Source organism: Collimonas sp. OK607, assembly GCF_900111995.1.
GTDB lineage: Bacteria > Pseudomonadota > Gammaproteobacteria > Burkholderiales > Burkholderiaceae_D > Collimonas.
Genome location: NZ_FOKF01000030.1, coordinates 44,558 through 69,189, shown reverse-complemented (window position 1 = coordinate 69,189; position 24,632 = coordinate 44,558). Strand labels below are relative to the sequence as shown.

The window sequence follows — 24,632 nt, the reverse complement described above, 5'->3', positions numbered from 1 at the left end:
AGCGTTTGATACGATGACGTATCGGTGTGGCACTGTCCAAATGCCGGCTCAAGCCCATCAAACTTAACCCACCTTGTAGCGCTGCCTGAACCAACGCAGCCACGCTTTGTGCCCGTTTGGCGTGAACACCAGGACACCTTTCTTCCAACAATTTCTGTATGATTCTTCTTGCATGCATGAGTGCTCTTTCTCTGTCGCAGTTTGGTCGCTACGTAGGAGAAAGTTAACAGCTCATGCATGCAACTGACAATTCAAAATCATTAGCCCTTTGATTTTTATCGATTATTTGAGGGGAAGGGTCAGGGTCAGAGTAATTTTCGCAAAGGACGCGAAAAAAAACACTCCCCGCGCGGCTCTGACCCCATTTAACTACAGTGTGTAGTTGCGCCATCACAACGAATGCTATTTGACATAGAATCAACTAAGCCAAGTGGTTAGTTGATCGAAGCAAGAGCTATCTTCCCACCTTCGCATACTTGCCAAAACAGCATAAAATCAAAACACATACCCATCGCCAGGGAGGCGCATGAGCGCTGTACCATCACAACACGCCGACCTCAATCCGCCACCACCCGCCAAACGGGTGTCCATGGCAGACGTGATCGCCGGCCTGTCGATTGCCGGACTACTACTCCCCGAAGCCGTAGCCTATTCCAGCATCGCCAACCTGCCCCCGCAAACCGGTGTGATCGCCCTGTTTGCCGGCCTGCTCTGTTACGGCTTATTCGGCAGCAGCCGCTTTGCAATCGTCTCCGCCACCTCCTCCTCGGCAGCAGTGCTGGCGGCAGCCACGGCATCCATGGCAAACGGCGACGTCGGTCTGAGAATGACACTGGCAATCGGGTTAGTAATGATCACCGGGCTGTTTTTCCTGCTGGCCGGACTGGCAAAGATGGGCAGCGTCACCGATTTCATCGCCAAACCGGTGTTGCGCGGCTTCGCTTTCGGCCTGGCAATCGTCATCATTGTCAAACAGCTTGCCGGTGTAGTCGGCGTCCACCCCGAACATAGCGACATGACCCGCTTCATTCCCGAAATGGTGGCGCAAATCGGCCATTGGAACTGGGTCAGCGTCGCCGTGATGGCAGTGGCGCTGGTGTTGCTGTATGCGTTTGCCCGCCTACGCCGCGTACCAGGCGCCCTGCTGGTGATTGTCATCGCCGTCGCCGCCGAACAATGGCTACATTTAACCCAATACGGCGTTAGCCTGGTGGGCAGCATTCACCTGCAACTGGCGACGCCAACCTTGCCCGTACTCTCGCGCGCCGACTGGCTGCGCCTGGGCGAACTGGGCTTTGCCATGGGCATGATCTTGTATGCCGAATCGTATGGTTCGATTCGAAGCTTCGCCATCAAGCATGGCGATACGGCGGCGCCTAACCGCGATTTGCTGGCGCTAGGCGCATCCAATTTGCTGTCGGGCCTGTTCCACGGCATGCCGGTCGGCGCCGGTTACTCCGCCACCTCCGCCAATGAAGCCGCAGGCGCCACCTCGCGCCTGTCAGGCTGGGTGGCGGCGCTGGTGATGCTGGCGATCGTCCTGACGCTGTTGCCTGCCATCGCCCTGACGCCGGAACCAGTGCTCGCCGCAATCGTGATTCACGCCGTCGGCCATACCCTCAACCCCGCCATCTTCCGCCCCTATTTCCGCTGGCGCCGCGACCGCCTGGTGGTCATCGCCTCGGTCATTGCGGTATTGTTACTTGGTGTGCTGGACGGCTTGCTAGCTTCGATTGCGATCAGCCTGCTGATGATGTTGCGGCAGTTCTCGCAATCGACCATCTCGGTACTGGGCCGGCTCGGACAAGGCCATGACTACGTCAACGTACGCACCCATCCGGAAGCGCAGGCGATACCCGGCATCATGATCCTGCGCCCCAACGAGCCGCTGTTTTTTGCCAACGCCGAACGGATACTGGGCCAGGCACGCCATAACATCATGGCCGCAGCGCCACCGGTACACACCGTCATTCTTAGCCTGGAAGAATCGCCTGACCTGGACAGCTCGAGCCTGGAAGGCTTGCACGACTTTTTCGAATTCGCCAGCAGCCGCGACTTGCGCCTGTTGCTGGCGCGTCTCAAAGATCCCGTATACGACTGCATGAAAAGTGCGGTTGCTCCCTGCTTTCCCGTGGAGTCACTGAGCGCACTGAGCGTAGCCGAAGCGGTTCATCTGGCAATGGCGCCGACACCGACTGGCCAGCAGGCTACAGACCGAACTACCGTAACCCGAACTGGAGAATAATCATGCGAGTACGCTGGAAAATATTGGCCGCCGCGCTATGCGCCACAATGACAACCGCTGTAGTGAATGCAGCGGAAATCGCCTTTTCTGCCCCAGGCGACTTCACCGAAATCGGCTTGAATATCAAAGATACTTATAGCGCCAATCCGGATGTGATCACACTGGAAGTGACGCTGAGCCAGGACGCCCAGCAGCGCATGGCAGCGGCCAGCGGCTCCGCGCTGGGGCAGGATCTGACGCTCATCATCAATGGTAAAGCGGTCAGCACGTCGCGCGTCCAAAGTGTCCTCGATACGCCGCAGCTGGCGATTTCCATGTCAAGGCAAACCGCCGCGGAACTGCTGCCCGTCTTGCTGGGCGTGAATCCCGGAGCAAATCCGCCAGCCGCCACGCAAGCCGCGCCTGTCGTGGCAGCGGCACCGGTTGCCATAGCCGCACCAGCGGCGCCGGCCGCGATGCTTGCAACGGATTCCGTACCACTCGCAGCGACGGATGAGGCACCGCTGCCAGTGTCACGCCCCCCACCAACCCCGCCGGCTCCACTACCTTTGATGCCCGGCTGGGCCCAGGGATCATGGCTGCCGACCAGCGCCACGCCATCGCCCTTTGCCGAAATCAATGCGGGCGACCCGATCACGCTATTTGCCAATGCGGCTGATGCCATCACTTGCAACAAGGCAAGGTTCTCGGTATTGGAAAGCCGTGATACAAGAGTACGCCTACAGCTCGCTCCTAATAACCAGTGCGTGATCTCCGGCGTGCAAATCGACCGGCTGCAAATTTCCTCTACGTCAACGCCCGGCAGGATAGCGATCTCTCTCTACGGACGTCAGGACGAGTTTGACGGCGTACCTTCCAAGGAAGGCGTTTATCGCCGTAAATAGGCGAGCGAATAAGTAGGCATGTAAGTAATTAAGCCAGCACGACAAACCGGCGCGGGCAATTTATTGCCCGCGGCAAACGGCGTTTAAAAATTTCCGATACTATAGCGAATTCAGCGATAAGTTAGCAAAACATTATCGAATGCGTGAAACTCGCACTAAATTTATGTGTCTGAAATTAACTGACTAGCTTATTTACTTCCAACTCTCTCCATCTTTCACTCCCGTCATTTATGCAACGTTATACAACTCCGGCCATTGTGCTGCACTGGCTGGTCGCAATTCTCATCGTCGCGACCTTTGCCCTGGGCCTGACCATGGTCGATATCCCGGGCCTGACGCCAACCAAGCTGAAATATTTTTCATGGCATAAATGGCTTGGCGTAACGGTATTGGGTCTGGCCTGCCTGCGTTTGATCTGGCGTAAAACGCAGGGGGCGCCACCGTACCCGGACAGCATGCAACCGTGGCAGCAGCGCGCCGCCCATGCCTTGCACATCCTTTTGTATATCCTGATTTTCGCGGTGCCGATCTCCGGCTATTTTTACAGCCTGGCGGCGGGCGTACCGGTAATTTATCTCGGCATAATTCCGTTACCGGTTCTGATAGCGCCGAATCCGGATTTGAAACCCATATTGAAACTGGTTCACTACACACTCAACATGATCATGCTGGGTGCGGTTTCAGTGCATGTACTGGCCGCACTCAAGCATCACTTCATCGATCGCGACGGCGTGCTTAAACGCATGCTGCCTTAAATACTTTTTTCCTCAAAAGGAACCTTCATGACATCTACGCGTTTCCTGTCGCATACATTGCGTACTACCGCATTCGGCCTGATCGCCCTCGGCGCCAGCTGGTCGGCCATCGCAGCTCCCCTGAAACCCGATCTGGCCAAGAGCAATGTCACCATCGTGTTCAAGCAGATGAGCGTGCCGGTGGAAGCCAAGTTCAAGCAGTTCACGCCGCTCATCGATTTCAACAGTGCGCAGCCGGAAACCTCGAAAGCCAGCGTCGATATCGCCATCCCGAGTTTCGACCTGGGCGACCCTGAATACAATAAGGAAGTGCTGAAGAAAGAATGGTTCAACGCCCAGCAGTTTCCCAAGGCCAGTTTTGTCACCAGTTCGATCAAAGCCAGCGCAGGCGCGCCTGCCGGCAGCAAATACGACGTTGCCGGCAAGCTGACCATCAAGGGTAAAACCACTGACGTGAGCTTCCCTCTGAGCGTCAAGAAAGAAGGCAGTGCCCAGGTCTTCGAAGGCAATTTGCCGATCAAGCGCCTTACCTACAATATCGGTGAAGGCGAGTGGAAAGACACAAGCATGGTCGCGGACGAAATCGTCATCAAGTTTCACCTTGTAGCGAATTAAGTAAAATCATCACCCCACTGAAAGGATTACCAGCAATGAAACTCAAGCTCATCATCGCCTCCCTGCTGGCTGCCAGCGCAGCCGGCGCGTTCGCAGCGGTAGACACTTACACCATCGACCCTACCCATACCTATCCAAGCTTTGCCGCTGACCATATGGGCATTTCGGTCTGGCGCGGAAAATTCGAAAAGACCAGCGGTACGGTAACCCTGGACCGCGCTGCCAAGACCGGCTCCATCGATATCCATATCGATCCAAGCACCATCGACTTCGGCATGACCAAATTGAACGAGCACGCTAAAGGCCCGGACATGTTCGACGTCACCAAATTTCCTGACGTCACCTACAAAAGCACTTCGATTAAATTCGACGGCGACAAGCCGGTTTCGGTAGATGGCGAACTGACCTTGCGTGGCGTTACCAAGCCGGTCAAGCTGACCATCAATTCCTTCAAATGCGTCCAGCATCCGATGCTCAAACGCGAAGTCTGCGGCGCCGATGCAACCGCTGAATTCAATCGCAGCGACTTTGGCATCAGCTATGGCGTACCGAAGTTTGCTCCGGACGTGAAACTGGCGATCCAGGTCGAAGCGCTCAAGACCAATTAAATCTGGTTCTGGCAGCGACAAAGCCGGTCAGCATTGCGCTGGCCGGCTTTTTTTTTGGTGCATCACGGATCTATCCCAGGCCGATCTTCATCCCGACGCCTGGCAAGACAATCCAGGCCTGCCCGGCTTGCGTCTTTTCGAGGTAAAAATGATCTTTTAACAATATGAGCCGGCATTTACCATGCAAGTCAAATATTATTAAAAATACATTTAAACAGCGAAAATCAAGGGCACAAAGTAGAAATATCACAATTGTTTTCAATTGTATCGATAGTTATGTCAGCCATTATCAATCTGACCGCGTTGATTACCTACCTCGGTCAGATTGCCAGGTGCGGCGCACAACATATTGCTTAGTTGCTTATTGGTGCTGCGGGTAGACAGATTGAAGTAGACATATCGAAACAAAGCGTGCGCCAGTCAGACGGCCACACAAGCATTACTTACTCCATGGAGAAAAAAATGAAAGCATTGTTTATTTCAGCAGCAGTTGCAGCAGCCTTACTGACTTCCGTCGCCAGCTATGCCCAGGCACCTGCAGCAGCGCCAGCCGGCACCACCGGCATGTGCAAGGATGGCACCTACTCCTCCAACGCTACCAAGAAAGGTGCTTGCGCCGGTCATAAGGGCGTAAAAGACTGGTATGCAGTTGCTGCGGCTGCGGCTGCTCCTGCTGCCGCCCCAGCTGCCGCCGCCCCTGCTGCAGCTGCACCAGCCGCGGCTCCGGCAGCCATGGCTAAACCCGCTGCGGCAGCAACGCCGGCAGCGTCGGCCAAACCAGCCGCTGCAGCAAAAACTCCTGCAGCCGGCGGCGGCCCAGGCCAGGTCTGGGTTAACACCAGCAGCAAGGTATATCACTGCCAAGGCAGCAAATACTATGGCACCACAAAGGTCGGCTCCTACATGACCGAAGCCGCTGCCAAGGCAGCAGGTGCGCATGCCGACCACGGCAAAGCTTGTAGCTAAGAGCTAATCACAACAGGGCCAGCGATGGCCCTGTTGTCTTTTCTGGCTCGCGATTATAAAAACCCAAAAAAAACCCACGATACCGCGACCGATACAATCGCCTTCCGGGTTTATCTATCTTTAACAATTGGACGATTATCTTTAAAGTTGTTTACGCTACTCTTGCCGGGTAGTCTAAAGATGGTCAACTTTGAAAGGAAATATCATGGGCTTTATCGCTTGGTTGATAATTGGCGCGATTGCTGGGTGGCTGGCCGGGGTTCTGGTCAAAGGCGGCGGCTTCGGCGTATTGGTTGACATCATCGTCGGTATCGTCGGCGCCTTCATCGGCGGCTGGCTGGCTGGCGTCCTGGGCATCCATGTTGGTAGCGGCTGGATTGCATCGATTGTGACAGCCACCGTGGGCGCTGTGATCCTGCTGTTCATTCTGCGACTTATTAAGCGCGCCTGAACAAATAAAAAAATCCGCGTAGTCAGACTGCGTAGTAGTTTAAATAAAAACCGCCTCAATTTTCGAGGCGGTTTTTTATTTGCCCTCTATCACCTTTACTTATTCCAGATAAGGCAAGTTGACAGCCGCACAGGCATTGGCGTGCACTAAACAAGCGCATATATGGCGAGCGCGTCGGGAAAATCATTTTTGCCTATTTATATTCATACTATTTCCTAGCGAATCGGCGTAGCGCACGCTAGAATCCCAAGACCAAATTTGGGAGGATTTCATCTGTGATGTGCACTATCCGTCGTTTCACGTTAGCCGCTCTCGCTATCAGCATCGCATCATTCAACGCTGCAGCGGCGACCCCGGATGATTCTGCACCACTGGGAAAATTACCACGCTGGGTTCAACCGCTGGCTTATCAGCTCGATTTTCGCGTCGATCCGCATCAGCCTGAATACACCGGCAACACCACCATCGACATCGAGCTGAAACAAGCTGCCGACCATCTCTGGCTGCACGGCCACGATTTGAGCGTCAGCAAAGTCACGCTTACCGATAACAGTAAGAAAATTCACACAGCAGAATACAAGGTAGCGGCAACAAAAGAAGGCGTCGCAACACTCGAATTTGGCGAGACATTGCCGGCCGGACGCTATAGCGTAATGCTTGAGTACAGCGCGCCGTTCAATCAGCAACTGGAAGGTGTGTACAAGGTCAACAGCCAAGGCGAGCCGTATGTGATCACACAGATGGAGGCGATCAGCGCACGCTATGCTTTCCCCAGTTTCGACGAACCGGCATTCAAGACACCGTTCACGCTCAGCCTGACCGTACCTGAAAACCAGGTTGCCGTCGCCAACACCCGGCAAGTCAGGGAACAGAAACTGGAAGACGGTTGGCGCAAGCTCAGCTTTGCCACCACAAAGCCACTGCCGACTTATCTGGTAGCGTTTGCCGTCGGCCCATGGGACGTAGTGAACGGCCCGGAAATTCCGGCGACGCGTTGGCGCCCTCACGCGACACCGCTGCGCGGCATCACGCCCAAGGGTGAAGGCCAACGCATCAAGCCGGCGTTGGCGGAGACGCCAGCCATCATCGCCGTGCTGGAAGATTATTTCGGCTTCGGTTATCCGTTCGACAAATTGGATTTATTGGCAGCGCCAGACTTTGCCGCCGGCGCCATGGAGAATCCGGGACTGGTGACTTTCCGCGATTACCTGATGCTGCTCGACGCCAATTCGCCAGCGCACAATGTGCGAAGCTCGTTCAACGTCAATGCGCACGAGCTGGCGCATCAATGGTTCGGCAATACGGTCACCATGCCATGGTGGGACGACCTGTGGCTGAACGAAGCCTTTGCCACCTGGATGCAAAGCAAGGTCACGCAACTGCTGCATCCGGAATACCGTGCCGACCTGGAGCTGATCGGCGGCGCCAACTACGCCATGCAAAACGATAGCCTGGTCAGCGTACGCCGCATCCGCCAGCCGATCAACGGCAACGGCGATATCGAAACGGCGTTCGACGGCATCACCTACCAGAAAGGCGCGGCCGTACTGAACATGTTCGAGCGTTACCTTGGCGCGGATACTTTCCGCAAGGGCGTGCGGGCATATATCAAGCAACATCAGTTTTCCAGCGCCACCGCCGATGACCTGATCGCCGCGCTGACCAAAGCTTCCGGCAAAGATGAGCGCCTGGCCAAAGCAATGCAAAGTTTCCTCGATCAAGCCGGAGTGCCACTGGTGGATACTGCGTTCAGCTGGGAAAACGGCAAGGCGGTACTGCATCTGAAACAGCAACGTTACCTGCCGCTGGGTTCGACCGGTGAAGCCAAGCGCCTGTGGGGCATTCCAGTATGCGTACGTTACAGCCTCGCCAACGGCCTCGCCAGCGGCAACGCCGTTGGCGAGGCCGTTGGCGAGACCAGGACACAATGCGAATTGCTGGATCGGGAACAAGGCCAGATGGTGCTGCAAGGGGCATCTGCCAGCAGCTGGTATATGCCGAATGCCGACGCCGCCGGCTACTACCGCTTTAACATGGCGCACGACGATCTGGCGCGTCTGACCAATAACCTCGACAAGCTGCCCGACACCGAACAGCTGGCATACGCAGACGCCATCAACGCCGGTTTCAGCCGCGGCGATCTGGATGCGACAGCAGTGTTGGCGGCGGCGCCGCGCCTGGCCAGATCCGGCACGCGCGAAGTGGTGACAGCGCTGATCCCAACACTCAAATGGTTATCCAGATACGAAGTGCGCAGCGACGCCCAGCGCGTCCGCCTGACTGAACTGGCACACAAGCTGTATCTGCCACGGCTGCAAAAACTCGGCTATCAGCGGCGCGTCAATGAAAGTCAGGACGACGCCTTGTTACGCGCTGCGCTGGCTGATTTCCTGGCGCTCGACATTAAATTGCCCGAAGTACGGCATGCTCTGCAGGTACAAGGTAAACAGGCGTTGCTGCCTAATGCCGATGGCCAGCTCAATCTGGATGCCGTCAACCCTGACCTGTTGCGTTCGGTACTGGCCGTGAGCATGCAGGATGACGACAGCAACGTCATCGACGTATTAATCAAGGCGCTCGGCGCCACCAGCGAACCGGCGCAACGTATGGCGATGCTGGCGGGCCTGGGCTCTGCCACTGCCGCCGGCAACGCTGAACGTGCCCGCAACCTGGCACTGGATCCGCGCGTCAAAATCGGCGAGATGAGTACGTTGTTGCGCGCCAGTCGGGAAGATGGCGAAGGCCGCGACGCGATGTGGAAGTGGTTTACCGCCAACTACGTGCAGCTGATCAAGCGCAGCGGTGAAATGTCCGGCAGCAGATTGCCCGGGCTGGTTGCCGGTGACAGCTGCTCGCAAGGTGAGGCAGATCGCTTGACAAACTTTTTCCAGCCTTTGCTCGAATATTTACCTGGCGCCGAACGCGGCCTGGCGCAAACCCGTGAACAAACTTTGTTATGCACCGCATTGCGCGACAAGCAAAATCCGGAGGCGATTCTGCGCTGATGACAGAACAATGGAACAATGCAGCTATGCTCAGTCGTGAGCGTATAACAGGATTTAGGTAGTTTCAGACAATTTCAAATTACTTTCAAACTAGTTTCAAATTAAGCAGTTTTATAGAATGCCTTACAAGGCTGTTTTTTCCGATGACTTCTCATAAGGATTATTTACTCGTGAAACGCTCTCTCATTTGTGCAGCAGTGCTGACCATGGTGGCCGGCTATACCGTCTCCACCTCCAGTTTCGCTCAAACTCCTCGCACCATTGCTGCAGCTGTCGTCGCTGCGAAGCCGGCCAGCGGTATCGACATGCAGAATGCCGACCTGACGGTACGCCCTCAGGATGACTTCTATAGCTACGTCAATGGCAGCTGGCTCAAGAAAACCGAAATCCCTGCCGACAAATCGTCATGGGGTGCGTTCTATGAGCTGCGTGAAAATTCACTGAACCAGCTGCATACGATCGTCGACGCCGTCAGCGCCGAAAAGAACATCGTGCCAGGCTCCAACCAGCAAAAAATCGCTGATCTGTACGCCAGCTTCATGGATGAACCGGCGCTGGAAGCACTGGGCGTCAAGCCGCTGAATGCGGAATTCGCCAGAATCGATGCGTTGAAAGACAAGAAACAGATCCCGGGCCTGATCGCCCACCTGAACAGCATCGGCGTCAGCGCGCCTTACGATCTGGGCATTCACCAAGACGCTAAAGACTCAAGCAAAGTCATCGCCGATCTCGGTCAAAGCGGCCTCGGCCTGCCGGACCGCGATTATTACCTGAAAGCCGATGACGCCAAGTTGAAAGACACGTTGGCCAAATACCGTGCCCATGTGGAAGCCATGCTGACCATGTCCGGCGACAAGGCTGCCCTCAAAAACGCCGCCAGCATCGTCGCCCTGGAAACCGCACTGGCCAAGGTGCAATGGACCAAGGTTGAGAATCGCGACCCGGTGAAGACCTACAATCGGGTTGAACTGGCGCAGCTGCACACACTGGCGCCGCATTTCGAATGGGACGGCTATCTGGCCGGCGCCGGCTTGAAAGACAAGGTATCGTATCTGGTAATCAGCCAGCCTAGCTACATCAAGGGTCTCGACAAGATTCTGGAAACGACTCCGCTGCCGGTCTGGAAAGCATATTTCAAATGGCATGTGCTGAGCAGCTATGCCTCTGACCTGTCCAAGGAGTACGTCGAGCAGAATTTCGGCTTCAAGGGTACCGTGCTGCGTGGCGTACCGCAAAATGAACCACGCTGGAAGCGCGGTATCAATGTGGTGGAAGGCAGCATCGGCGAAGGTTTAGGCCAACTCTACGTGGAGCAGTTTTTCCCGCCTGAGAACAAAGCGAAGATGGAAAAACTGGTGGCCAACCTGATCGCCGCCTACCATCAAAGCATTGACGGCCTGGACTGGATGGGCGCCGATACAAAGAAGCAGGCGCAAAAGAAATTGTCGACGCTGATGCTGAAGATCGGTTACCCGGAAAAATGGCGCGACTACTCCAGCCTGGAGATCAAACGCGACGACCTGGTCGGCAATGTGATGCGCGCCAACCAGTTTGAATTCAAGCGCAATATCGATAAGCTCGGTAAACCGGTCGACCGCACCGAATGGGGCATGACGCCGCAAACCGTGAACGCTTATTACAACCCTGAATTCAACGAAATCGTGTTCCCGGCTGCGATTCTGCAACCGCCGTTCTTCAACGCCAATGCTGACGACGCAGTCAATTACGGCGGCATCGGCGCGGTGATCGGCCACGAAATCAGCCACGGCTTCGACGACCAAGGCAGCCAGTACGATGAGATCGGCAATTTGCGCGACTGGTGGACCAAGGAAGATCACGAAAAATTCGCGGTCAAAACCAAGGCCCTGGTAGCGCAATACGGCGCTTACAGCCCGGTTCCCGGCTACAAGGTTAACGGTGAACTGACCTTAGGCGAAAACATTGCGGACAACTCCGGCCTGACTATCGCCTACAAGGCTTATCACCTGTCCCTGGCTGGTAAGACCCCGGCGGTAATCGACGGCCTCACCGGCGATCAACGCTTGTACCTGGGCTGGGCGCAAGTATGGCGCGGCAAGGTGCGCGATGCGCAGGCTATCGTGTATGTAAAAACCGATCCGCACTCGCCGCCACGCTTCCGCGGCAACGGCACACTGAGCAACCAGCCCGGCTTCTACAGTGCATTTGACGTCAAGCCGGGCGACAAGATGTATCTGTCGCCGGAGCAACGCGTTCTTATGTGGTAACAGCAGCACGCATCGCTATAACCGAAAAGCCACCGACATAGTCGGTGGCTTTTTTATTGGACCGTAGGGTGGGCAAGGTTTATTGCCCACGCCGTGCCGCTCCGAAGTCCGCGTGGGCACAACTGCGTGCCCACCCTACTCCAGATAATTGTGCCGGATTCGTTCAACATCGATATCGAGCACCTGACGCAGGTATTGATCCATGCCCCCATACTCTTCATCGATCAACGCAAGCGACGCCTCCATGTAAGGCGCCTCAACGGTCAACAGCGGCGCGATCAGCTCCGGCGCCAGTTCCGCCTTGAAGAGCTTGGCCAACACCTGCGCATTGGCGGTGGCGTTGTACCGGTTCGACTCCAGATAGTTGTCGATGATGGCAGCGCGATCGACACCCAGCGCGGCCATCAGCAAGGCACTGGCAAACCCGGTACGGTCCTTGCCGGCGGTACAGTGATACAGCATGGTGTTGTTCTGCTCCGCGAGTTTCAGGAAGCGCCTGAACTGCGGTTGATAGCGCACCGGGAAGGTGCGATAGAAATCGATCATGAACTGCCGGCCGTTTTCCGGACTACCGCTCTGCAGTAAAGTCAGCATTACCTCCTGTGACAAATTGCCGACCATGACCGGCTCCGCAATCCAGTTGAACGACGAGGCGAATGCCGTCTCTGCCGAATGCTTCTCTGCCTCCGTGCGGAAATCGAGCACGACATCCAGCCGGTAACTCTTGAGCTTGTCGATATCCGCGGCAGACGCCATCCCGGGATTGGCGCCGCGCAGTAATCTTCCCGGCACGATCCGGCGTCCGCCGGCAGCCAGGTAACCGCCCAGATCGCGAATATTCCGGATTGCCTCAAAACTGATATGGCGATCGTCTTGCATGCCCTGCGCTTGCGCATCTGAAGAACTCAGCATGGGCCCGATTTTTCGCTAATGTGCATTGAGATGTCCGGCATTTCAGTTCCTTTTGTAAATTTGACGATGCGCGTCTGCTCCTGATTTTATGTCAGATTCAACTGCGAATTCAGCCCCGCGATCACAGTCAGATGCTACTGCATGGATATTTGAGCAAGTAAATACGTAGTAACACTGATGAAAAAACGCCAACTACTGTCAAAATCACTTCTTCTTTTGTTTTCATACGGCAATAAATCTATAATACGCATGGTTGCAACGCCGTATCGCTGACTTGATGCTCAGCTCGGTGTTGTAACGCCTGATCAACATAAGAAAGTGGCACATGCGACTCCAACGTCATCTTTTATCTTCCGTACTGTCCTTCGCAATCCCTTTGATAATCGGCATCTGCAGCCCGTTCTCAGCCAGTTTTGCGGAATCCGGCGTCACCGACCAGAAAATCGTGCTCGGACAGTCGGCCGCATTCTCCGGCCCCGCCGCACAGTTGGGGATTCAGATGAACGCCGGCGCCAAAGCGTATTTCGACTCTGTCAATGAACAAGGCGGCGTCTATGGACGGCGTATTGAAATCATCAAGGCCGACGACAAATACGAAGCCGACCTGGCCGCAGCCAATACCAAGCGCCTGATTGAAAAGGACGATGTGTTTGCCTTGTTCGGCTATGTCGGCACACCGACCAGCAATGCCGCCTTGCCGATTTTCACACAAGCGGGCGTACCGTTCTTTGCACCGGTCACCGGCGCTCAGTCGCTGCGCGATCCGCTGAATCGCCAGGTCTTCAATATCCGCGCCGGCTACTTCGATGAAACCGAGCATCTCGTGGAAAAGCTGGTTAACGTCGGCATCAAGAATATTGCCGTGTTCTACCAGAACGACGCCTATGGCCGCGCCGGACTGGAAGGCGTGCAGCGTGCCTTGAAGAAGATGAATGTGGAACTGGTCGAGTCCGCCACGGTGGAACGTAACAGTAGCGACGTCAAGCTGGCCGTCAGCAAGATCTTGCCGAAACGCCCTGCCGCGATCATTCAGATCAGCGCCTATACATCGTGCGCCGCTTACATTAAAGAAATGCGGAAAGCCGGCTATACCGGCCAGTTCTACAATGTATCGTTCGTCGGTAGCCAGGCATTGTCCGATGCGCTCGGCAAGGATGGCGAAGGCGTCGTCATTTCGCAGGTAGTGCCGTTTCCCTGGAGTTCATCAATCCCGGTGGTTGCCGAATATACCAAACTGATGGAAAAAAACGGTGTCAAAGAACCTAATTTCTCCAGCCTGGAGGGGTTCATAGCGGCTAAGGTATTCGTCGAAGGTTTGAAACGCGCGGGCAAGGATCTGACGCGCGCAAAACTGGTCAAGGCGCTGGAAACGATCAACGTGAAGAACTACAACGGCGGCGGTTTCGATGTCAATTTCACCGGCAGCAATCACAGCGGCTCGAAATTTGTCGAGATGACCATGATTACCAAGGATAAGAAATTCTTGAATTGACGGTTCGGATCAAACCGGCGTCAATACCGCCTGCCCCGAAAAATGCAACATGGCATTCTGCAGAAACAGGCGGATCGTCTCGGCCACCGATTCGGGCGACCATCCACCCACATGCGGCGTCAGAACCGCATTCGGCAAATCCAGTAATTCAGCCGGCGGCAACGGCTCACTCTCGTAGACATCAAGGCCGGCGCCGGCTACCCGGCCATCGCGCAATGCTTGCGCCAGTGCCGCGGTATCAATCACGCTGCCACGCGCAATATTGACAACAAAGCCCTGCGGCCCCAAAGCGTCCAGCACCGGACGATTGATCATGTGGCGGGTGGTTGCACCACCAGGTGTGGCAACGATCAGGAAATCGGCCCATTGCGCCAACTCCAGCGGCGAAGCGAAATACGCGAACGGCACATCATCGCGCGCAGAACGATTGTGATAGCCGATCGTCATGTCAAAACCCGCGGCGCGGCGCGCAATCTGCTTGCCGATGGTGCCGAGTCCGATAATTCCGAGACGCTTGCCGGATACACTCGGCGGCAAAGGCAAGGCGTCGCGCCAGATGCCTTGACGCAGGGCAACGCCCAGTTGCGGAATGCCGCGTACCGTCGCCAGCAACAAACCCATGGCGTGATCGGCTACACAGGCGTCGTTGGTGCCGGCGCCGTTGGATACAGTAATGCCGCGCTCACGCGCTGCCGCAACATCGATATTCTCGAAACCCGCGCCCAGCGCGCAAACCAGTTCCAGTTTCGGCAAGGCTGCGATTTCCTCGGCGCGCAGTCCGACTGAGCCATTCGTCAGTACGGTCCGTATCACGTCCGCGTGGCTGGCGATGGCGGCACGGCGCTGTTCGGCGGTGGGAGCAAACACGACCTGGAAATCTTGCGAGATGCGTTGCAAATTTTGGTCGGACAAATGATTGAGAACAAGAAGAGTGGGAAGCATGGGGATATAGGCGCAAATAGGCGCAAGAGTGTTTAAGTCAATTCGCGCCAGCGGCGCATTGCCAGCCATGATAGCCGCGAACCAACAGCCCTGCTTGAGCCGAAGTTGCTCGACACCACTTCACTCAACGAGTTAATGCTAATTAACAATCTTTAACAATGATTAATATCATTTCCATCATAAAATTCGGGTTATCTGACAGTGTCTCTCAGAGTGGCTAAATATTCCCACAAAGAAATTTATAGCATCGATAACTAAATAAAAATCCTGTACTCGTCATTGCTCCCGCAATCGCTGCGGGCAGTGACGTTCCCTGCACTTTCGGGGCGTCCGGCCAGGGGTGCCCGGCTCGGGGCGCCCGGCTTCGGGAGCCTCCAGCCGAATCGGCATTGGTAACAAAAACGAAGAGCAAAGTGCCTGTCGAGATGCATCTCGACAGAGCGAAAGTTAACTCGACTAGTCGAGGGTACAAATTGAAAGTCCTCTCTATCTTTGGTACCCGCCCGGAAGCGGTCATCGCCGCCGCGGTTGCGCGACTATACGACGACGATGCAGCCTGGGCGGGAGATCCATCGAAGAATTTGGCGTGGAAAATTTTGATCCGATAGAAACAATGCACCTAGCAGCAAAGATCTTTCAGTAAGCCAGGCAGCCGATCTCATTTCAAGAGGTAGTCTATGTGTTACTCACCTCACGCTCTTTGCAAGACAGCTACGCGTGGCTGGTGCGCCAGCGCATATGTTCGTCGGTCATTTCTTTTATTTTTTCCTCTTGTCGCCGTAACCACAGAGGCGCGATCAGCGCCTCTCGGATTCGACGCCCGCGCGATAGAACTTGATTTGATGACGGCAATCCTGGGATGCATCATATTTTTGCTGGTCATCTACACGATTCGGCATTACCTGTTCACCCTTAACCGCCTGTTTGGACGGCAACGCCAGCCCTATCTGGATATCGAACAAGCGTCGTGGCCGCAAGTAGTTGTGTGCGTTGCCGCCCACAATGAAGAGCGGGTAATTGCAGATGCATTGAATGCCTTGCTCGAGGTCGACTATCCTCGCGACAAGCTGGTCATCATGCCGATGAACGATCGCTCTACAGACGGCACGCGCGGAATCATCGATCGCATCGCCGCTGCCCACCCCGATCGTTTCATGCTGTTCCATCGCAGCGCAGGACGCCCCGGAAAAGCCGCCGCCTTGCGCGACGCAACGGAGAAAATCCAGGCCGAAATCATCATTGTCTTTGATGCCGATTACCTACCCGCGCGCGGCTTGATAAAACAACTCGTCGCACCGTTTTTCGACCCTGAAGTCGGCGCCATCATGGGTCGCGTGGTGCCCATCAATGCCGGCGCCAATCTGCTGACCCGCTTGCTGGATCTGGAACGTGCCGGCGGCTATCAGGTTGACCAGGCCGCCCGCATGAATCTGGGCCTGGTGCCACAGTATGGCGGCACCGTCGGTGGCGTCAGGCGCTGCGCGCTGGAGGAAATCGGCGGCTGGAACATCGACATGCTGGCAGAGGACACCGACGTCACCTTTCGCCTGTTGCAAAACGGCTGGAAAACAGTCTATCAAAACCGTTCGGAATGTTATGAAGAAGTCCCTGAGGTCTGGCCGGTCCGGATCAGGCAAATCAGCAGGTGGTCGCGCGGCCACAATCAGGTAATGGGCTGCAACCTGACGGGGCTGCTTAAAAACAACCGGATCAGCTTGCGTGAAAGAATCGACGGCGCGCTCCTGCTGTGCGTATTCATCATGCCGCCATTGTTGCTCGTCGGCTGGACATTGACCGTCATCCAGTTTTTCATGACGTCGCACCAATGGCTGTTCGGCTGGCTGGCGTTGAGCGGCATGGTCGCTTACGGTGCATTTGGCACCAACGCCGCTTTTTTCGAAATAGCGGCCGCCACTTACCTGGATGGCAATCGCAATCGTATCCGCCTGTTGCCGTTGAATATATTCGGATTCCTGGTCAGTCTGTTTTCCATCACGCGTGCTGCGATCAGCCAAATTCTGGATTTAATACGGAAACGTGAACTGATATGGCACAAAACAGAACGATTCCGGGTGGCGTCGGCAGCCCTCATCCACGAATCAATCCCGGTGGCCGAAAGCGCCGAGATAAATTCTCCTGTCAAAGTCAGCGCAAAGAGTTCCTGATCATGGCTTTCCCGACGCTACTGCTAATCTGCGTGATCCTGATCGTTTTCGTGCCATATATTCCTGCTGTAAACGAATGGCTGCGCCCTACCGACATCGCTCCGCTGCCGGTGCGCCGGAATGAAATAAATAATTTACGCTATCTCGCGGACAGCTTCCGCTCACGCATTACCACCATGCCAGGTGTCAAATTGCCGGACTTGCAGGACTTGCCAACCGAACGGACCTACAGTATCGGCAACAATATCTGCATCGTGCATCAACGTCTCGGCGATGACGCCGACGCCACCTATCATCCCGAGACCTTGGAGACACTTCGAAAAAACAACGGCATCGTGATTCTCGTACACGATGCGCGTTTACCGCCCGGCAGCCATAACCAGGCCGATCTGTTTGCCGTCGGCGATCTGACGGTTGGCGCCGGAGCAAGCCTGCGCGCCTGCTCTGCGCAGGGCGTCATCTATCTCGGCGCAAATACGGTGGTCCATCGCTGGATAGATGCCCGCTGCATTCGGGTCGGCAACAACGCATCGATTGACGGCCGCATTACCGCAACCAAGGAAATAAACTTTGCCGACGGCAGTCGATTTGTGCGCGCAGGAGCGCCGAGCATGTACTTCGGTGCTTCTGGTGCTTCCGGCGACACCGCTGAGGCCGCGCCTTCAGCACCAGCGATGCGTACGCGCCATGTCCTGGACGACGGCGCCAGGCCTTCCCCGGATGCCAGCCGTAATGGCGACTTTGTAGTGCGAGGAGCATACACAATTCTCTCCGGAACAACGGTATTCGGCAACATCAAGACCTATGGCGACTTGCACCTGGAACCGCGATCCCGCGTTGCCGGCAGCATTATTTCCAACAAAGACATCGTGCTGGAAAAGGGCTGCTCAGTGCGCGGCCCGGTCATCAGTCAAAACGATATCGTGATCGGCCCCGATTGCCGCATTGGCACTCCCGACGCGGCTACCACCATGATCTGCCGTACATTGACCATCGCCGCCGGTTGCATCGTGCATGGCGTGATCACCACACAAGACGGTGCAACGGTGACACCTGGGGAGATACCTGATGCGGCTTGATACAGGGAAGGCAAGGCAGGCGCTGGCGGCAATATTCTGCGTACTCACCGGTACTTTGAGTGTCGGCTATCCCACGCTGGCTACAGCAACAGCTGCGGACCTAGCTCAGCCCACGCAGAGTGCAATCCTGTTTGCCGATTTCATTTTGCCGAATGGTGCTATCACCGTTTTCCCCAAAGGCGATTATGTCGAGCCTTATTTTGCGCTCAAAGCGCTGCTGGCCGCGCATCGTCTGGGCGTCGATGTGACAGATGCGACATCGTCCTTTGCCCATTGGCTGCTGCCATTCCAACAGGCGAACGGCCCCTTCCCGCGGATCTGCCGCAGCGGCGCGAATGACTGGGTCGCCTGCGGGCCAGCCGATGCCGACGATTCCCTCGATGCATTATGGTGCCTGCTGGCGGCGGAAGTTCTGTCAAGAGACAAGGTGCTGGCCGCCAGTTGCGCCCGCTCTCTCGACCACCTGTCAACTCTTTGGCATCCTGCCCAACAAACTTTTCACGCTCTGTCCGGCCGCAGCGCTGCCTATTTTGCCGACAATGTCGAAGTAATAGGCGCACTGAACTACCTGCGTCGTGATCGCTCGGCGGCAGCGCGCTTTGCAGTTCAGCTGGCGGCCCTGCCGAGTAGCGCCAGCATGTTGCAGGGATTGCAGCGCAACTATGGCTACGATCCAGATGGCGCCCTTGAACCGCAACGCGCCAGCGTCCCGCCCACACCCTACGGTTTCTATCCCAATGCCGTGGCGCCGGTTTATCTGTGGCTGTATGGCCTGCGCGCCGGAACCGGCGGGGAACGTTACTGGCACGTATGGATGGAACGTTATAGTCAGAAATGGCTGGCCGGCGAGAGCGACCATTTCCCGTGGGGACTGATCGCCTGGGCCGCTTACCAAACCGGCGATCTGGCAACGGCACGCACCTGGCTAGAAAATTCCGACGCCTGGCGCGCCGGCGGCCGCTGGAACGTTGTCGAGGAAGGTGTTCGCATCGGTTTGACGAATGTGCTGAGGCCCGCACCAAATTCACCGCCGCCGTCCCTGAAATCCAAGGAAATGAAGCCGCCACCATGAGCGCCTTACATCAACGCAAGCTGTCCAGGATAGGCTTGACGCTGTTGGCGGCAGCGATCATTGGCGCTGCCGCAACCTGGATGGTTCGCATCAATCAGATTAGTCCGGCGCAATGGCAAAGCGATGCAATTGCCTTGATCTTGCCGGACACGTTATCTGATGCAAACCGGCTTTTTGCAGCGGCGTGGCTGGATGGCGCCGCAGAAGAAGGGATTCGCCTGGAAACAATTACGGCGTCGGAATTTTCACGGCGCGGACTGCAAGGCGAGCGTCCATTTGCGGGCGTGATTTTACCGGACACCATTCATCGCCAGATCAGCACGGCTTTTGTTAACCAGATAAGCCAGTTCGTAGAAAATGGCGGGGCCTTGATGCTGGTCGGCGATGCCGGCATATTGGACGAAAACGGCTACTATGCCGAGCCGGCGTCGCGCTTCTCCAAGCTAGCAGGGACAGACTACGCGATGTACCAGTCGCAACACGAAAAGATGTCGTTCAACCCGATCATCTCCGGCAGCGCGCAGGTGATGGAAACACTGTACCTGCCGCCTGGCCGCTGGATCGAGACCGGCGGCCAGGCGGTCCTGTCGGGTTACGGCGAGGATACCTTGCGTTATCCGGTCCTGCGCACCGCCAGTTCTTATGCCGGCACAGTGCGCATGCAAGCGGCAGGAAAAACCGTGATTGCCGGTGAACACGCTGTCGGCAAAGGACAGGTTCTTTTCGTCAATCTACCGCTGGGCTATCTGAAGCTACGTACAGACGGCATATTGATGCATGGCTTCTTGCATTATTTTGCACACCGTATCATGGGGCAGCCACAATTGTCTGCAGCGCCGGAAGGAATCGGCGGCCTGGTCTTGAATTGGCACTGCGACGCCAAGATCTGCATACCGGCAATGAATCAGCTGCTCAAGGCCGGCGTATTTACGCGCGGCCCGTTCAGCATCCATGTCACTGCCGGGCCGGATCAGCGCGAATTCGGCGACGGCCTTGGCGTCGACCTGAACAACAACAAGGCATTCCAGGAAATACTGCGCACTTTGGCGGACAAGGGCAATGAAATCGGCAGTCACGGCGGCTGGATACACGACTGGTTTGGCAAACACCTGTCCGGCAGCAATGAACAGCAAATGACCCCTTACCTTGAACAAAATGCCGATGCCATCAAGCGTTTGATCGGACACGACCAAACCGAATATTCCGCGCCTACGGGAAATCAGCCGGTCTGGGTAACCGATTGGCTGGAGGCACAAAATGTGCGGGCCTACTATTTCACCGGCAATATAGGGCAAGGGCCGACCCACACCTATCGCGAAGGCCGCCGGGACCAGCACATCTGGTCATTCCCGGTACAGACCTACGGCCACATCAGTACCATCGAAGAGGCCTACACGGAGCATATCCCGGAAAGTGAAATCAGCAGCTGGTTGACCTCGCTGGTGCGATTTACAGAGAATACCGGGCAGATCAGAATGATTTATTTCCATCCGCCGGGAGCGGTCCTGTATCCCGATGCGATCAACCAGTTGATGCTGGCCGCCGACAAAGCTGAAAAAAAAGGCGTATTTCGCTGGCGCACCATGACATATCTTGCTAACTTCATGACTCGCAGGGAACAGACTGTATGGAATATTTCCAGTGACAACAATGCGGTAGTAATCGATGCTGCCAATACCGCCTCATTGAATCAGTTAACCTGGTTATTTTCTGCATCGCAGTATGCTGAGCCGCGGGTAACCAGAGGCAACGCAAAAATAGAACGCCGTGGCGACAGTTGGGCTGTGATCGCCGGCGACGTACAACAACTTCGCATTTCAACACCGTTGATGAAGAAGGCCCAGCATTGAATACTGCAACTAGTAACGCTGATATCCGGATATCAGCTCGCCACAGGACACTGAGGGCGAAAACGGCGCTGACGGCATTAGGGCTGTCTTTTGGCGCCGTCGCCTATTCTTCCCACGCGGCGACTGGCATCGATGCAGCCATACCATCGTCTGGCTTCCAGCATCCTCGCTTGTTGTCACTGTATGCGGCACCGGCCGAACCAGCCCCGACTGCCGGCAACGCACCGGCTATAGCGCCAGCAACTCTGGGGACTGGCTCACCAGCAGCGGTAGCGGCACCGGTCACCCCCGCTCCCCTGGCCGTTGCACTCGACCAAAATCCCGGTGCCGGGGCATCGGCCGACATCCTCGCAGGCAAAGAGTCGGAATTGGGTCCCGAGCGTGGCGCGCTGGAACTGGTCGGCGGCGACGGCAACATGACGCACGGTTACGGCCATGCCCGTTTGGTAGCGTTGCGCGGCATGATGGTCACGTCCGCAGGTGTAGTGCAGGGAGAATTGACGCAGCAATCCCGCTTCGGATATACCGGAAACTACGGGAACGTCTCGCTTACCCACGATTTCTCCGAAGACTATTACAGTACCGTCGCCGTCGGTACCGGGAACAGTCCCTTGTTTCCAAGCTGGCGTGTCGATACAACCGGTTATCGGAAATTCGGCAGCGAACGGCAGTATGTCGCCGGTATCGGCGCCTACTATGCCAAGGGTAATGAAAGCGCACGCTCCGACCACGGGTTGCTGTTCACCGGCATCGGGTACTTTACGGAATTGGTGATAGAGGGCGGCATACGTTTGAACTGGGCAAACCCAGGCACGATACTGGGCCCCAGCCAATACATAGCCGCGACTTTCGGCAATGACGACCACCGCGCAATCATAGTCCGCTATGAACATGCCAAGGAAACCTACAAGGTATTGCCAGGCGGCCCGGAACTGGTTAATTTCAAGAGCAACACCGCTAGTATCCAATGGCGACAGAGAATCACCCGCGACAGTTTGTTACTAGCGATGCTGGAGTATTACCAAAGCCCGCTCTATGATCGTCTCTCACTTACTCTCGGCTGGCGCTGGAGTTTCAGATGAAACCGAGGAAAAACGCCGCAACCGGATTGCCGGCGGAAGCGCACAGCCACATCGGCGTCAATCCCCGTTTTTCCGGCTTCAGTGGCCAATTGATACAGACTCACCGTGCCTTGCGACGATTGTCTTTCCCGCGCAGCCGATGGGCCGATGTGTTGCTGGTGCCGACTATTATTTTCTTTTGCACCCTGCTCGCATGGCCTTTGATTGCCGAATTGTGGGCGGGAATCATAAGATTCTGGGGCGATGGTCTTGGCGGTGAAATATTGCTTAAAACGGATAAGACATCTTTTCCCGGGATTCAATCTATCCCCTACGCCTACGTTCAAGCGGCCCTTCCGAATCCTTTGCAGTGGTGGGGCGGCATGTTGATTGCAATCACAATCCTGCTTGGCACCAAGTTGCTGCCGGTCCGCATGCTGCCGATGTCTTATGCGTTGCGGGTGCTGGCCATGATCCAGTTGTCCAGCCAATTCTATTTTTACTTCTGGGCGGCAGAGTTTCCGTACCAGTCGGCAACCTCCATTTCCGCTTTATCGCAGGCGTCGTTGGTGCTGATTTTGCTCACGCCATGGATATATGGATTGCTTTACAACATTTTCGATTTCGGCATTCCGCGCAAGATCCTGCTATCGCTGATGGCGGTGATTTACCTGATTGTGTTGACGCCCTTTCAATACACGTTCGCGGCTTGGGTAATGCTACGGTATTCGCTGCTCTGGCATCCAGTCATCTACCTGCTTGGATCAAGCTTGATCCAGTTCGGCGCATTGGTCGGCTTCTATTCCTGGGCCATGAGCTGGAAGCGGCGCGAATAGTATTTCACTTCGGTATTTCACTTCAATGCTTCACTTCGATCCGTCGCTACGGCACATTCGCCCTGGGCCTGTGCAGGGAAAATACCGCCGCGGCGAAGCCAAGCTTATACTGTGCGCAATCGAATAACGTTTATCAACCAGGATATCAATAGTGAAAAAAACCGGAATGGCAAAGAGCGACGCCAAAAAATTGATGGGAAAGATGGCAGCCCCAGGCGCTTCCGCTTTTGGCGGCAGTGACACAACAGTGGTCGACCGCCGCGAGCAGCGTAAGCGCGACCAGGCAGCGGGACTGGTGCCGTTTGCGGTCAAACTGAACGGCGACCTGGTGCAACAGTTGCAAACCCTGGCAAAAGAGCGTGAGCTAGATCTCAATCAATTGGTGGCCGAGCTGCTGACCAAGGGCCTCGCAGGCTAATGGTGTAAGAACAATGCGTATAGATGCGCACATCGGGGGTGCGCATCTTGAGCAGGAGTCGAAACAACCGAAACGATAGCTGCTTTCCTGTTCTTCGTTATATATCGTAAAATATATCGAAATAAAACCCCATCCCCTCAAGCTAAACAAAGCCACCCCATGCCACCATTCTTCAACCGCATAGTGCTGGCACTCGCCATGCTGAGCGCCGCCACGCCTGCACTGGCCCAAGATCCAATCAAGGTATTTGCCGCCGGCAGCCTGACCGGCCCGCTAACCGTGCTGGCAAAACAGTTCAGCGCCAGCACCGGAGAATCGGTTGAGACAGTATTCGGTCCTTCCGGCCTGTTGCTGGAGCGCTTAGAACAAGGCGAACGGGCAGATGTTTTTGCCTCGGCGAACATGGCGCATCCGCAACAGCTGGCACGCGAAGGCAAGGCGATTCCAGCGTTAGTGTTTGCGCGCAATAGCGTGTGCGTCGTGGCGCGGCCGGAGCTGGGATTAAGCACGCAAAACCTTCTGAACAAACTGCTGGATCCGAGCGTCAAGTTCGGCACCTCGACGCCCCAGGCAGATCCCGGCGGCGACTACGCCTGGCAGTTTTTTGCCAAAGCCGGCGCAATCCGGCCAGGCGCTAAAGAATTGCTCGAAGCCAAAGCACAACAACTGGTCGGCGGCCGCCACAGTCCGGCAATCCCGGCGGGCCGCGACGCCGTAAAGTATTTTCTTGAACAAAAACAAGTTGATGCCTTTATCGGTTATTGCAGCTCGCGTCAAACCGTTGCCGACACCACGCTCACTAAAGTTGTGCCGCCTGCAGAGCTCGCCATTGCGGCCGATTTCGGCCTGACCGTGCTGAACAAACCGGCGGGATCGCATGATGCCGCCTATCGTTTTGCTCTGTTCCTGCTTAGTCCTGAGGCACAGAAAACCCTCGCAGCTTACGGCTTTTCCCCGCTCTAGCCTTCGCTCGCAGCCAGCTAGAAAATAGCCGAAAATCAGCCCGACGCCGGTTGTCGATTAAAATACC

Annotated in this window: 20 protein-coding genes; 18 read left to right on the top strand and 2 right to left on the bottom strand. The window is 55.9% G+C overall.

Annotation, left to right across the window (positions count from 1 at the left end; all coding sequences use genetic code 11):
- Positions 1–526 precede the first annotated feature (526 nt).
- The 9 genes from BM029_RS18720 to BM029_RS18680 all read left to right on the top strand — a co-directional run bounded on the left by BM029_RS18720 (position 527) and on the right by BM029_RS18680 (position 11,775).
- A complete protein-coding gene (locus BM029_RS18720) occupies positions 527–2,245 on the top strand; it encodes a SulP family inorganic anion transporter (protein ID WP_092438586.1) in 1,719 nt (572 codons plus the stop codon).
- Between the two features lie 2 nt (positions 2,246–2,247).
- On the top strand, positions 2,248–3,129 hold the full coding sequence (locus tag BM029_RS18715) for a hypothetical protein (RefSeq protein ID WP_092438584.1): 882 nt from the start codon (positions 2,248–2,250) through the stop codon (positions 3,127–3,129).
- Between the two features lie 230 nt (positions 3,130–3,359).
- The gene (locus BM029_RS18710; RefSeq protein ID WP_092438582.1) at positions 3,360–3,884 is read left to right on the top strand and encodes a cytochrome b; all 525 of its coding nucleotides are present in this window, start codon (positions 3,360–3,362) and stop codon (positions 3,882–3,884) included.
- A 27-nt stretch (positions 3,885–3,911) separates the two neighbouring features.
- Positions 3,912–4,499, top strand: a complete 588-nt coding sequence (locus BM029_RS18705; protein WP_092438580.1) for a YceI family protein — start codon at positions 3,912–3,914, stop codon at positions 4,497–4,499.
- 35 nt (positions 4,500–4,534) lie between these two features.
- Positions 4,535–5,107: a YceI family protein gene (locus tag BM029_RS18700; protein ID WP_092438578.1), complete on the top strand. Its 573-nt coding sequence runs from the start codon at positions 4,535–4,537 to the stop codon at positions 5,105–5,107.
- A gap of 462 nt (positions 5,108–5,569) precedes the next feature.
- Entirely contained in the window at positions 5,570–6,073 is a 504-nt protein-coding gene (locus tag BM029_RS18695) for a DUF3761 domain-containing protein (protein WP_092438576.1), read from the top strand.
- 205 nt (positions 6,074–6,278) lie between these two features.
- Positions 6,279–6,524, top strand: coding sequence for a GlsB/YeaQ/YmgE family stress response membrane protein (locus tag BM029_RS18690; protein WP_092438574.1), 246 nt, complete (start codon positions 6,279–6,281; stop codon positions 6,522–6,524).
- A 278-nt stretch (positions 6,525–6,802) separates the two neighbouring features.
- On the top strand, positions 6,803–9,529 hold the full coding sequence (locus tag BM029_RS18685) for a M1 family metallopeptidase (RefSeq protein ID WP_092438572.1): 2,727 nt from the start codon (positions 6,803–6,805) through the stop codon (positions 9,527–9,529).
- A gap of 170 nt (positions 9,530–9,699) precedes the next feature.
- The gene (locus BM029_RS18680; RefSeq protein WP_092438602.1) at positions 9,700–11,775 is read left to right on the top strand and encodes a M13 family metallopeptidase; all 2,076 of its coding nucleotides are present in this window, start codon (positions 9,700–9,702) and stop codon (positions 11,773–11,775) included.
- A 135-nt stretch (positions 11,776–11,910) separates the two neighbouring features.
- Here BM029_RS18680 and BM029_RS18675 read toward each other — a convergent pair whose 3' ends face one another.
- Entirely contained in the window at positions 11,911–12,687 is a 777-nt protein-coding gene (locus BM029_RS18675) for a tyrosine-protein phosphatase (protein ID WP_244545122.1), read from the bottom strand.
- Between the two features lie 325 nt (positions 12,688–13,012).
- On the opposite strand from BM029_RS18675, the gene BM029_RS18670 reads away from it, so the two are divergent.
- Positions 13,013–14,179, top strand: coding sequence for an ABC transporter substrate-binding protein (locus BM029_RS18670; protein ID WP_092438570.1), 1,167 nt, complete (start codon positions 13,013–13,015; stop codon positions 14,177–14,179).
- Positions 14,180–14,188: 9 nt separating this feature from the next.
- Here the strand turns inward: BM029_RS18670 and BM029_RS18665 are convergent, their stop codons facing one another.
- On the bottom strand, positions 14,189–15,121 hold the full coding sequence (locus BM029_RS18665; protein ID WP_092438598.1) for a 2-hydroxyacid dehydrogenase: 933 nt from the start codon (positions 15,119–15,121) through the stop codon (positions 14,189–14,191).
- A gap of 842 nt (positions 15,122–15,963) precedes the next feature.
- On the opposite strand from BM029_RS18665, the gene BM029_RS18655 reads away from it, so the two are divergent.
- The 8 genes from BM029_RS18655 (at position 15,964) to modA (ending at position 24,565) form a co-directional block, all read left to right on the top strand.
- Positions 15,964–17,286 carry a glycosyltransferase family 2 protein gene (locus BM029_RS18655; protein WP_092438566.1) on the top strand — a complete coding sequence of 441 codons (1,323 nt, stop codon included), beginning with the start codon at positions 15,964–15,966 and terminating at the stop codon, positions 17,284–17,286.
- A gap of 2 nt (positions 17,287–17,288) precedes the next feature.
- The gene (locus BM029_RS18650; RefSeq protein WP_092438564.1) at positions 17,289–18,365 is read left to right on the top strand and encodes a bactofilin family protein; all 1,077 of its coding nucleotides are present in this window, start codon (positions 17,289–17,291) and stop codon (positions 18,363–18,365) included.
- On the top strand, positions 18,355–19,437 hold the full coding sequence (locus BM029_RS18645; RefSeq protein ID WP_244545121.1) for a hypothetical protein: 1,083 nt from the start codon (positions 18,355–18,357) through the stop codon (positions 19,435–19,437). Before BM029_RS18650 ends, BM029_RS18645 begins: the two co-directional genes overlap by 11 nt.
- Positions 19,434–21,287, top strand: a complete 1,854-nt coding sequence (locus BM029_RS18640; protein WP_092438562.1) for a polysaccharide deacetylase family protein — start codon at positions 19,434–19,436, stop codon at positions 21,285–21,287. The genes BM029_RS18645 and BM029_RS18640 overlap by 4 nt, the downstream gene beginning before the upstream one ends.
- Entirely contained in the window at positions 21,284–22,369 is a 1,086-nt protein-coding gene (locus BM029_RS18635; protein WP_092438560.1) for a YaiO family outer membrane beta-barrel protein, read from the top strand. The genes BM029_RS18640 and BM029_RS18635 overlap by 4 nt, the downstream gene beginning before the upstream one ends.
- Complete coding sequence (locus BM029_RS18630; RefSeq protein ID WP_211482510.1) at positions 22,366–23,184, top strand: hypothetical protein; 819 nt, start codon at positions 22,366–22,368, stop codon at positions 23,182–23,184. The genes BM029_RS18635 and BM029_RS18630 overlap by 4 nt, the downstream gene beginning before the upstream one ends.
- A gap of 151 nt (positions 23,185–23,335) precedes the next feature.
- Positions 23,336–23,602 (top strand): hypothetical protein, encoded by a 267-nt coding sequence (locus BM029_RS18625; protein ID WP_092438558.1) that lies wholly within the window; start codon positions 23,336–23,338, stop codon positions 23,600–23,602.
- Between the two features lie 159 nt (positions 23,603–23,761).
- Positions 23,762–24,565, top strand: a complete 804-nt coding sequence (gene modA, locus BM029_RS18620) for a molybdate ABC transporter substrate-binding protein (protein ID WP_092438556.1) — start codon at positions 23,762–23,764, stop codon at positions 24,563–24,565.
- Positions 24,566–24,632 lie beyond the last annotated feature (67 nt).

Coding starts and splice junctions, on each gene's coding strand:
- BM029_RS18720 (WP_092438586.1), top strand. CDS start 527: ATGAGCGCTGTACCATCACAACACGCCGACCTCAATCCGCCACCACCC.
- BM029_RS18715 (WP_092438584.1), top strand. CDS start 2,248: ATGCGAGTACGCTGGAAAATATTGGCCGCCGCGCTATGCGCCACAATG.
- BM029_RS18710 (WP_092438582.1), top strand. CDS start 3,360: ATGCAACGTTATACAACTCCGGCCATTGTGCTGCACTGGCTGGTCGCA.
- BM029_RS18705 (WP_092438580.1), top strand. CDS start 3,912: ATGACATCTACGCGTTTCCTGTCGCATACATTGCGTACTACCGCATTC.
- BM029_RS18700 (WP_092438578.1), top strand. CDS start 4,535: ATGAAACTCAAGCTCATCATCGCCTCCCTGCTGGCTGCCAGCGCAGCC.
- BM029_RS18695 (WP_092438576.1), top strand. CDS start 5,570: ATGAAAGCATTGTTTATTTCAGCAGCAGTTGCAGCAGCCTTACTGACT.
- BM029_RS18690 (WP_092438574.1), top strand. CDS start 6,279: ATGGGCTTTATCGCTTGGTTGATAATTGGCGCGATTGCTGGGTGGCTG.
- BM029_RS18685 (WP_092438572.1), top strand. CDS start 6,803: ATGTGCACTATCCGTCGTTTCACGTTAGCCGCTCTCGCTATCAGCATC.
- BM029_RS18675 (WP_244545122.1), bottom strand. CDS start 12,687: ATGCTGAGTTCTTCAGATGCGCAAGCGCAGGGCATGCAAGACGATCGC.
- BM029_RS18670 (WP_092438570.1), top strand. CDS start 13,013: ATGCGACTCCAACGTCATCTTTTATCTTCCGTACTGTCCTTCGCAATC.
- BM029_RS18665 (WP_092438598.1), bottom strand. CDS start 15,121: ATGCTTCCCACTCTTCTTGTTCTCAATCATTTGTCCGACCAAAATTTG.
- BM029_RS18655 (WP_092438566.1), top strand. CDS start 15,964: ATGACGGCAATCCTGGGATGCATCATATTTTTGCTGGTCATCTACACG.
- BM029_RS18650 (WP_092438564.1), top strand. CDS start 17,289: ATGGCTTTCCCGACGCTACTGCTAATCTGCGTGATCCTGATCGTTTTC.
- BM029_RS18645 (WP_244545121.1), top strand. CDS start 18,355: ATGCGGCTTGATACAGGGAAGGCAAGGCAGGCGCTGGCGGCAATATTC.
- BM029_RS18640 (WP_092438562.1), top strand. CDS start 19,434: ATGAGCGCCTTACATCAACGCAAGCTGTCCAGGATAGGCTTGACGCTG.
- BM029_RS18630 (WP_211482510.1), top strand. CDS start 22,366: ATGAAACCGAGGAAAAACGCCGCAACCGGATTGCCGGCGGAAGCGCAC.
- modA (WP_092438556.1), top strand. CDS start 23,762: ATGCCACCATTCTTCAACCGCATAGTGCTGGCACTCGCCATGCTGAGC.